At 30.9% G+C, this 11,174-nt stretch carries 8 protein-coding genes; 2 read left to right on the forward strand and 6 right to left on the reverse strand.

Annotation, left to right across the window (positions count from 1 at the left end; translation table 11 throughout):
* Window positions 1-171: 171 nt before the first annotated feature.
* Together QZN45_RS10415 and QZN45_RS10420 are read right to left on the reverse strand one after the other, a co-directional pair.
* Entirely contained in the window at window positions 172-1,446 is a 1,275-nt protein-coding gene (locus QZN45_RS10415; protein WP_296812803.1) for an ATP-binding protein, read from the reverse strand.
* Window positions 1,447-1,725: 279 nt separating this feature from the next.
* Window positions 1,726-2,727: a hypothetical protein gene (locus QZN45_RS10420; protein WP_296812804.1), complete on the reverse strand. Its 1,002-nt coding sequence runs from the start codon at window positions 2,725-2,727 to the stop codon at window positions 1,726-1,728.
* Window positions 2,728-3,792: 1,065 nt separating this feature from the next.
* On the opposite strand from QZN45_RS10420, the gene QZN45_RS10425 reads away from it, so the two are divergent.
* Window positions 3,793-5,475 carry a hypothetical protein gene (locus QZN45_RS10425; RefSeq protein ID WP_296812805.1) on the forward strand — a complete coding sequence of 561 codons (1,683 nt, stop codon included), beginning with the start codon at window positions 3,793-3,795 and terminating at the stop codon, window positions 5,473-5,475.
* A 300-nt stretch (window positions 5,476-5,775) separates the two neighbouring features.
* Window positions 5,776-6,090, forward strand: coding sequence for a hypothetical protein (locus QZN45_RS10430; RefSeq protein WP_296812807.1), 315 nt, complete (start codon window positions 5,776-5,778; stop codon window positions 6,088-6,090).
* A gap of 988 nt (window positions 6,091-7,078) precedes the next feature.
* Here QZN45_RS10430 and QZN45_RS10435 read toward each other — a convergent pair.
* The 4 genes from QZN45_RS10435 to QZN45_RS10450 all read right to left on the reverse strand — a co-directional run bounded on the left by QZN45_RS10435 (window position 7,079) and on the right by QZN45_RS10450 (window position 10,975).
* On the reverse strand, window positions 7,079-8,524 hold the full coding sequence (locus tag QZN45_RS10435; RefSeq protein WP_296812809.1) for an ATP-binding protein: 1,446 nt from the start codon (window positions 8,522-8,524) through the stop codon (window positions 7,079-7,081).
* A gap of 190 nt (window positions 8,525-8,714) precedes the next feature.
* Window positions 8,715-9,443 carry a hypothetical protein gene (locus tag QZN45_RS10440; RefSeq protein WP_296812811.1) on the reverse strand — a complete coding sequence of 243 codons (729 nt, stop codon included), beginning with the start codon at window positions 9,441-9,443 and terminating at the stop codon, window positions 8,715-8,717.
* 82 nt (window positions 9,444-9,525) lie between these two features.
* Window positions 9,526-9,819 (reverse strand): hypothetical protein, encoded by a 294-nt coding sequence (locus QZN45_RS10445; protein ID WP_296812812.1) that lies wholly within the window; start codon window positions 9,817-9,819, stop codon window positions 9,526-9,528.
* A gap of 505 nt (window positions 9,820-10,324) precedes the next feature.
* Window positions 10,325-10,975, reverse strand: coding sequence for a hypothetical protein (locus QZN45_RS10450; RefSeq protein WP_296812814.1), 651 nt, complete (start codon window positions 10,973-10,975; stop codon window positions 10,325-10,327).
* Window positions 10,976-11,174: the final 199 nt, after the last annotated feature.

An 11,174-nucleotide genomic window follows, 5' to 3' on the forward strand; every position in this document is an offset into this window, starting at 1 on the left:
TGAATAATTAATTCATCCACTTTTTGTTTTTGATAAATACAAGTATTTTCATGCATTTAACTATTTTTGAAAAAGAACCACAATCCACCTAAAATATAAGGATAAAAATACGAACATTTCGTATAAAACATGTGATATTGTTGTCATGCTTATAGATTTCAAGCACTGAAACTATCTTAAACAACCTATTGGAATAACTTTAACTCCATCTTTTCTTGTATAAGCTATTTCTCCCCCAGTTAAAACTGCTAAAAAACTAGGATTTCTAACCTGATCATTAACTTCAATCAATTTATTCACTTTCAGTAAATTTCGGGCCCCTTCCTCTATTTTAGTTTTTCCCAACTTACATTCGATTAATGCATATCTTCCATCGTTTAGATGCACAACACAGTCAACTTCCGTGTCGGAATTGTCATGATAATAAGATATTGAACCACCCAATTTAGAAGTGTATACACTCAAATCACGAATACATAAGTTTTCAAAAATAAATCCAAATGTTTTTAAACCATCAATTGTATTGAATGCTTCAGGACTCATATCTAAAGAGGCTACAGAAATGGATGGATCAATGAATACTTTTTTATTGCCTGACCTCATTGATGATTTTGATCTAATGTTTGGAGCCCAGCCCCTTAAATCTTCAATGACAAATAATCGTTTCAATGAGTCAACATATGAATAATAAGTGGGCTTGCTAATGTCACCAAAGTTAGCTGAAATATCTGCCATTATTGTAGTGTCCTTAGCTAAAGTAGAATTATTTCTTGCAATAGCTTTTAAAATTACTTTTACCCTATCAGGGTCACGTTTAACACCATCTACATTAGAAATATCACTTTCAGCTATATTATCCAGATAATTATAAGCTATTAATAATTTATCTTTATCGCTTTTTTTATTTATGGAATCTGGCCATCCTCCACGGCATGCTGCAAAAATTAAATCATCCATTGTTAAATTGGATTCAATTCCATCAATATCCATATTCGGATTATCAAACAATTCCTCAATAGAAATCTTACCGTTTGATTCTCCACTTTCATATAGACTCATAGGCCTCATTAATAGCCTATGAATTCTGCCAGTCCCAGAATGCATAATTTTAGACTCATCAACTACTGTAGAACCTGTCAATATATATAATCCTTCCCCTTGAAGTTCATCAACACTATTTCTAACACCATCCCACAATATTGGTGCCATCTGCCATTCATCAATAAGTCTAGGTTTTTCACCTTCCAATAATTTGGATGGTTTAATATCTAACCACATCTGATATTCCTCTTGCCTGTCAATATCCTGAAGTTTTAAAACACTTTTTGCATATTGTTCAGCAGTAGTTGTCTTACCACACCATTTGGGACCAACAATAAGCACTGCACCAATAACATTCATCCACTGCTCCAATTCATCATCCAAATATCGGACCATATACTCCATAGAATCATACCGTTTAACTATTTTTTGATAATATATTTAACTATTTTTTGATAATATATTTAACTATTTTTTGATAATATATTTAACTATTTTTTGATAAAACATTTTAAATACTATTAGATATAGGTTTCCATACTATGGATTATATGTTAATTTGAAACTTAAATATAGTTTTTGTTTGAAATAAAAACAATTTAACGAATTAAAAACAATTTTACTAAATAAAATCAATAATTTAACATTTCTAACTTATCAATAATACTGTTAAAATAAGAACTATTAAAAGCCTATTCCAGATAATCTCCTGTATCTCAAGACGAAACGCATTAGAATTAAAGTCAAACCTTCAAAAAACCAAATTGGGAATAAAAATTTGGGATCCATATTAAAGTATCCAACCAGTGAAAATAATCCTGCAAATAATGCCCATAATCCCGCATCGATTCCAATTCCAAGAATTGACAAAAATAATGATTTTTTATAATAATAAGCAGTGATTATTATAGATCCAAATAAAATTATTCCAGCAAAACTCATTGAATCCAGTTGCAAAACATTATAATATTTATCAAAAATAGCAGATATTATAAACAATGCAAAAAAGGATAACATGAAACATAATTTTACTTTTTGCATATCAATGTCTTCTTCTTTTTTATTCAATTCAGCAACCCTTTTTGATTCAATTATCTTTAAATCCCTAGAGGTTATATCTACACTGAACTTAAATGCCAGATAAAACGCATTGAAGATTATAAATGCATCGATTAATGATGATAGGGGAGTAAGTACGTAAAATATCACTTCACATACAAACATTGACAAAAAAGACAATTCACAAAAGACCAAAAAACTCCAGAAATTTACCTTCAATCTGGAATCACATTTATTAGCCATGACCTGATACAGATTATAGCTAAAAAACAGGCTAATAAATACTGAAAAAAATATCAAACAGTATTCCACACCATCAAGATTATAAGTAAATGTACTTGCCATAACGTTTTCAGCTAAAAAAACCCCCACTAATAAAATAACAAACAGAATGCATGAAAGTGCAATATGAAAATTTTTAGATTTGCCGATATAATATGCAATGACAAGCGCAACAATTGAAGAACTTATAATTTGGCATATCAATATCCCAAATGGAGTAAATGGTGAGTAAACAAGAAATTCCTGCAGATATAGTGAAAAATATACCAATGATAGAAACATTGTAATTGCCAAAATAATCTTAAAGCAATATATGTTTTTTCTCACAAATGTTTCTACACTCAAAATACTCTCTCCACTACCAAATAATAATTAGTTTATCTTTATCATGCTATTTAATTGTAATGATTATTTTACATCAGCCATTATTATATTAAAACCTAAACAAACTGTTCGTATAAAACTTATAAAAAAGTTCCGATACTTATCGATTCGGACCACTAAAACTCTACTAAACAATTTATTTTTTACAAGTGATAAAATTTTTGGAAGGCCTTTGCTGACATTATTATTTCATTTATATAAACAATATAATAAAAAGGATAATAAAGTTTTATTAGGCCTGAAACATTAATTTAATGCTTACTTAGGCATTTCAGATTTATACATTTGACTTTTTTTATAGACAATTTATGTTTTAATGTTTAGCAAAATTTCCAAAAATACAAGGCTTATAGACACAATTTTTTCTCAATAAAATGAACAGTTTAACAATAAATACTAATAGAAATGTTTATATATCCAAATTGACAAACTATCAACTAGCCTCCACCATTGAAGTAAATTTTACGAAGTGAAATCAACTTTTCACGGTGAGACAACTTTTTTTGGTGAGGCCTGAAAATCAATTTAGAGAGGTAAAATACTAGAAAAGAAATAGTAAAAATGAGATCATGAAAAAGGATTATAAAAAAAATTCTTAATTGAATGACGAGCTATTAAGATATTTTTAGAATAATCCTATGGGCAGTGAGAAAAATAAAAATAATTAGACATGTCGCGAAACTATGTTAAAAATTAATATTTTCCAAAACTTAACCCAATATCTAGTTTATTTTAAGGGATATATAAAGATTGTCAAATCCAAAAAAGCGAACTTATTTTATTCTAAATATTGGCTAAAAGACAGAAAATTGATTTTGCCGATGCTATTTATTTTTTAAAAATTTCCTGACCCCACGAGCTTAGACTGTCGAATTTATAATCCTCCCATGAAGGGAAAAACAGGAGATGAAAAACCATGAGAAAAAAGGAAATAAATGGAAAAATGTATGTTGCAATCCCAAAGAAACTGTGGGATAGAATGTGGGAAATTTTAGATAGAATTGAAGAAATTTGTGAGAATTTAAAATGAGTAAAGCAGCTGAATTACCCACAAAAGATACAATAGCACTCATTATCAATAGGAAAAACATTGATAAGGTTACCTACGTATTCAAAAACAAGTATGGCAATAAGATTGGAGAATATGAAAACAAATCTCCAGCTACATTGTCTTCCAGAAGTAATGTCGCAAGACAATTCAAACAGCTCATAAATCCAAAAGGTGATATGGAACCCGCCATATTCAACAATAAGTTCACAGAACTCAAACAGCTCCTGCAGCTTCACTATGAAAATGAAGTATCAGTCATTGAACAGGAAATAGCTGAAAAGAAACAGGTCGAGCAAGAACAGAATATCGCCAAATCAAAGGAAGCTATCACCAAATTGCAGTCATTGGACTATCCTTTGATTTATATCGGCAGTCTTGTTGAATGGTTTACTGCAGGTGAGCGGAACAATATAATGTATGCGTTTACTGTATATGCAGGACAAGTTGTTCTTGGAAATCCGGTATCTGTAATATGTCTTGGCGAGGCAAGCAGCGGCAAATCCCACATACAGGAAACCGCACTGATGCTGATTCCAAAACAATACATTGTCAATGAAAAGAAAATCACCGAAGCAGCACTATTTAACCGTGCCAAAACAGATGAATATTTCTATGACGGAAAGATTGTCAATTACGGTGATATGGGCGGAAGCAATGACCATGAATTCATGGAAGAGTCCAAAAACCTCATGAAGGAACTGCAGTCTGACGGCTTTCTAAACAAGCCATTGAGCATTCCGGATGGTGAAGGCGGATGGGAAGTCAGAGAATTGAAGTTAAAGGGAAGGCCATGCCTGACCTACACAACTGTGCCCAACCACAATTTCGATGAGCAGGAAATGAGCCGAAGCATCTTCATAACACCAAGAATGGACAACAAAAAAATATTCAATCTCAGAAAATCTGCACTTGAATTCACACATGGAAAAAGCTACAAGATTCTAAAGAAATATGAAAAGGATGTTGAGCTGGTGCCATATATGCTGCTGCACCTTAAGGAAGTCTTTAAAGACATTGTAATAATAAATCCTTATATTAACTTTGTCATCAACTTCCTGAAGGATTCATCTTTCTATAAAAGAGATTTTGATAAGTTCAATGGTATATTAAAAACAATAACAGCCCTGAACTACTATAACCATGAAGTCCATGACATTGACGGTGAAATGGTAATCCTTACCAATCTCTCAGATGTGCAGCAATTCATGAGCATATTACATCCATATAAGGAAAGCATATCTGCAAACCTCTCGCCCAAAGCTGTTGAGATCTTGAATGATATCAGAAACAATATCGATGACTGGATAATGGAAATTAACCCTGAAGAATTGAGTCTGGGAATTACAACCAACCAATACTTCACACTCCAGAATCTTGGACTGAGCAAGGACTCAGTGAAGAAATACATATATGAATTGGCAAATAATGGATTTCTTCAGATAACTGATCATTCAGGAAAATCCAATGTATATAACCTGACCAAAAGTGAAGTTGCATACATCAATGATGATTTAAAGCGCATTGATGATTCAATACATCAAATCATCTGCCGTGAGGTTGGAGAATGGGTTGTAGACATTATGATGGAAGATAAGTTTGTAGAGGATTTAAGTATTATGAACTTTGATTCGGAAGTGAAAAAACCGCCATGGCTGTGAAGACTTGAAAAGACTTTTTTAAAAGTCTTTTCACAAAAATGGTTTACAATCGTTTTTTGGTTAATTAAAGCATCCATCATGGTTTAATGATAGTTGACAATTAGCTGAAAAACTGAAAAGACCATGATTTCAGGATAATAGGGGGCGACATTTAAAAGTCCCCATCATCCTGAAAAAAAACAGTCTTTTCAAATATGAAAGTTTATAAGAAGCCTTCTTTAACTGATTAAATCCTTTAAAATGCTTTTTGAAAAGACCATGCGAAAAGTTTTCATGGTCTTTATAAATTCAGCGATTGTTATGAAATCTATAAGACAGCAAATAATCGAAGCCAAAAAGGAAAAGAGAGAAATGGAAGAGGAATTGTGGTTTGTGGATTACTGCAACAACTGCAAGACAGGACTTGCATTTAAAAATGATGTGGCCTGTCATCACCCATATTACTGCTGGCATGAAGGCGAATCAGCTATTGTACAATCTGCAATTGTTGGAATAGATGAGTATCGACGATTAAATGGACACATTACAGCACAAATGTATGAAGAATATAAACGATTAAGAAAAAGACAACGGCAATTAATATGGTACGGCAGAAGAAAATTACTGAGAGACTAATTATTAATTCCATCATCTTTTCCAATTTCAATGCCCATATTTTCTCGAACCCGGTTCTATTTGTTCCATATCCAAAAAATTCCACCAAACAAATGAATATAAAAGCTTGTCTATACCCATAAACATTGTTTTCGGACTGATTTGAAGTACAAATACTGAATTATGTTTCGTTTAATCTATCAATACCTAATTACATCATGTTTTTATAATTACTAATGTAAAACTATCAATATCATATATTGAACTTAATACATGATTAAATATTTATAATATAACTAATTTAATTTTTATATCCATATTCAAACTCATATGAATCTCAAATGTGGATATTACCCTTTAATTATTTAGTTAGCAATACTCCTGTTGTGAAACATGAGTCATGTTTTTTCATGAATTTACCCTCAAATACATCATTTGATTCAAGATTTCATCATCATATGATGCAAAAAATTGGAATTTTCAAAAAGTAGCTATTAGAAATCAAGTGGAAATATGAATCATCAAATAGCTAATTTTCAACACTACATCATAGCTACCATCAGTTGCAATTATAGCTATCTTAAAAAGTTAGATGTTAGATTACCCGAATTTATAAAAATTGAAAACCATTGATAATATATGAGCCGTTGCCGGATAAAAAAAGTAGATATAGATTTAATTGAAATGATGATTCATAATTTTTATGTTGTTGATTTTAAATTAAATTTCATTACCTCTATTTTTAATTAAATAAGCAGAATTGTAAAAGTTCATTAGGAAAAATTATTGTCTATTAATAAAATTCAAAACCCACTTAAATTAATTATTTTAAAAAATAAATGATTTAAATTCATTAAAATTAATATGTTGAAAATGAGCCAACATACCAACCACCATTTTAATTAAAAATAAAGTACATAATTTTAATAGATTAACACTAATTATCGAGAATATTTATGAAGTATTTTATTTAATCAAATGAAAAATAACGGCTCATGAATGTGAGCCATTAGATGTAATAGACATATGCATTTTTAACTTTCTTCTTATACACCAAATCTTTTTTGGATAAATCAAGCAAATCACGTTTACCGGTAGCCAGAGATATGTCAAATAATTCTGCATAACTTTTATGTGTAAATTCTATCTTTTCAACATTCATTTTTTCCAATGCAGAAATTTGGCGTTCATTTAACTGTAAACCATTAAAGTTAACATGTTTAACCAAATTTTTAGGAAGTATAAGTTTGCCGTTAGGACCTTTAAGAATGACCTGGAAATAACCATCATTTATAAATTCAGGCTCAGGTAAATTAAATTCATCCATTTCACGCCTCATTCTTGTGATTCCAGTGCCAATGTGCTCCATATACTTTGTCTTTTCAAATATGCCACAAATATTCTTGTTTCTATGTCTTGGAGTGATCTTGACACCTAAAGTTTCAACTGTTAGTGGAAATGGTAAGTTTCCAGGGCTTGCAATTTCAATGCGGTCATCATATATGTAAAATGTGATGCATCCTCCTGTTAATGTATAGTCCCTGTGGGCAATTGCATTAATGAATGCTTCACGAACTGCTTCTTCAGGATATTCAGCTAACGGAACCCTTTCCCATCCTTTAACTGTTCCTCCTAAGCGAGTGTTTCTACTGAAGAAATTATTAAAATCATCAATTAATTTGAAGAAGGATTCCCGTGAGAACAATTTGTCAATGATATCATAAGCTTCAATTCCATTGAACCTTACCATCTTGATTTCATGTTCAATATCAAATTTGGTAATGTCTTTTGCAAAAAACAGTGCCCCTGCCTTATTCAAATGAAAGGTGCCAGTGTAATCGATCTTACCTGCATCAATATACTCTAAAATTTTGTCCAATTCACGAACACCGAATAAATCCTTGATTTTGGATTCTCTCAAAGCATCTTTGAACAGTTCAACTGCTTCTGGGTCAACATCATCGATTGTGGAATCCAATAATATTTCACTGTCAAAGTCCTTACTTTCCAATTTGGCGTTAATGAACTTTCTGAGAACTCTTTTCACTTCTCTTAGCAAATCTTCTTTAGTTGTAAAGTTTTTATATTTATTTAAATCTCTGGCTCTTTTGCGAAATGCTTTTGATCTTTCATCCCTATCTTCACATTTCTTAACGAAGAAATAATAATCATGTTTTTTTGAACTATATGCATTGAATTCATATTCTGTTGCTGAAACATCATCTTTATAGATATTACCATAGTGCTGGCCAATCAAACCTATATAAATATCAGATTCTTCAACAGCACCAATGAAGACCTCATCGGAAGGTAGCGAACTTCCAGAATCTATTTCAAAAACAAACAACTCAACAGTTTCACTAAAAAAAGAATCCTTTTTTAATTCTTCATAGAGAAATTTCCTTTCCTCAGAAAATTCCGTTTGATTACTGCTGATAAAAACTTTTACAACCATGAGTATAACTATAATCCCTATACAATATAAAATTTGGCTTTTTAAAAAAGCAAGATTGATGTAAACTTGTAAATCTGTGTTATAAAGCATAGGACCAAAATATTTATCCATTAAATCTTAAAAATTAAAAATAAAAGAAAAATGAGTGAGTTAACCTCATCAAAAAAATAACTTGCTTAATTTCAATGTTTTAATTACCATCAGATTCATCAAAAATGTAATAATCATTTATTCCAAAGTCATTCACTATAGGAACAAATATATTATGCACTTCATTATCAACCTGATTTTTATCCTTAATTGCAACACCAGCAGGATCAAGAATGTTTCTTTCAGTAATAGTAGTATCAAAATCACCCGGTTTAGTAGCCATTTCTTGACCTTCAACATTAGTGAATGTAACAAAATACACAATAGGGCTAGAAATACCTAACTCACTGTACACTTCTAAACTTTCAGTAACAAATTCTTTAAATTTAATTTTGGGATTACTAACATTAACTTTTCCTCGATTCTCATATTTTATAACTACTTCAAAAATGCCGTTTTTAAATAGTCTATTATGAGATGATGTTCCTTCACCATGTAAACCTTCAAAATCCAAACTAAATGAACCGATTAAGAATTGTTTATTATTTAAAGAAGTCATTGCTTTTTTATAATCAATGCGAGACCTTAAAAATGCGTCGATAGGTATAGCATGAAATATAACATAATGTATACTCTTATCTTCACAACCGAATTTTTGAACTCTTTTGCATCTATAATTATTAATCCCATCCTGCAATTCAATATATACATCATAAATAATCTTCATGTCCTTAAAGTCCATAGAATCAACTTTCCAATCAAATTGTTCTTCCATCATGTTTTTAATATCGTTTAAATCTAAATTGTTTATTACATTTGTATTATACATTGTTTCACCATATTATATTAATTATTTATTTTTAAAAATTCATCAATCATGAGCTAATGAAAACAACCAACAACAAGTAACACTATAAATCCATCACCCTTTTAGCTACATATTCTTGAGCCGCTAAAGTAACCATATCCTTGAAGCTTGCAAACTTAGTGTTTGATTTAATAAAAGCATTTAGTTCTTCATTTAAATACAACTCTTCAGCAGTTGTTTCGGTTAACTCTAATCCAGATTTATCAATCATATCATCATAACTTCTAAATGTGGTGTTTGTTCGTATAAAATCAGTATTCAATATATCACTTAACTTGTAAGTGTTTGTTCCTGATACTTCTTCAATATTCTTTTGTAACTTATCAAAAAATCGCATAATATCACCTTTTGATATATAAAGCAATGGTTTTCGCCATGAAGTGATTATTATATTCTTCTTTATCTAAAATGATTTTTAAAACCATATTTACAGTTTTTATCTAATTTAATTACGTAATGGGTCAGGTTGTTGGTCATTTTACATTAACTTCATTACAGTAACTAATATCTATGTTTTTGTATATAAACTCTTTTATTTAAAAAAACTATACAAATTATAAAAAAAATTAAATAATAAGTAAGTGAATTAATTCAATTGATTAAAAATAATATAATTTTTATAATCATTTTAATAATTGAGTCACATAATACTGATTAGATTTCATTTACAACCCCAACATAATTATTTTAAAAATTAAACGGCAATACATCACTAGCCAATTTTAAACTAATGCGTTAAATATTTTAGATAGCTTGTTGAAATTACCAGAAATAACTTCAATATTATAAAAATACCATATAACTGGAGAAATAAAAAATAAAAATAAAAGTTTTAAAAAATACTACAAAGGCTTTGAGATAACCTTCACCCTACCGTTTATAATCTTATGCTCATACCTTCGATAAAGCGATACATTATCCATAGCCTTGATATACTCCAATTTTAGAAAGTCCGGATTGTCCTTATAATATGCCTGTCTTGTCCTGTTCTTACCACGGCCGTGAAGCAAATCAACGCTGTCCATGCCCAACAAATCCCCATCAAAAGACCCCTGAGTCAGATAGGTTGAGTTGAACTTCCTTAACATATGCGGTCGCAGCCGTGCATATCCTCCGACCTCACCGAAGCCGAGATAATCATTTAGCTTTTTAAACTTATGATTTACATGGTTTAAGTTATATTTCAAAAGTGGAGCGTCCAGGTCAAAGTCCTCATGCTTCAGTTTGATTTTGGCAATCCTCTGGACGCATTCGGGATTGAGGAAGGTGTAGTATGGCTTGTCTGTCTTTTGCCGGACTAGCTTGCAGGTGCACACCACATTGTTGTTTCTGGCCAAGTACTTTAAAGCCTCATGGAAATTGTCCTTTTTGTGATAGGCTCTTGTTCCTTCAAATAGTGTTCTGTTTGTCATGGATTTGGCCTCGCACCGGCTTGCACCTGATGATATGATAACCAAAATCCACATCTTCAAGTCATCGTCTGCAAACTGCATTGCAAGTCTCAGTTCGTCTTTTGTAGGCAGGTCTTCAAAGCTGATTAAATCGTTTTTGTTAACATACTTGCTGTTCAGCGGCGGTATGAAGGGTATTGTCACCCTGTTGTAATGGTAAAATGTCTTGATTTTAGATATTGAGTCTGTAATTGTGTTTCCTATATGATTTTTGGTTAGATAATCCCTGAATGAGATTATC

This window comes from uncultured Methanobrevibacter sp., assembly GCF_900314695.1.
Lineage (GTDB): Archaea > Methanobacteriota > Methanobacteria > Methanobacteriales > Methanobacteriaceae > Methanocatella.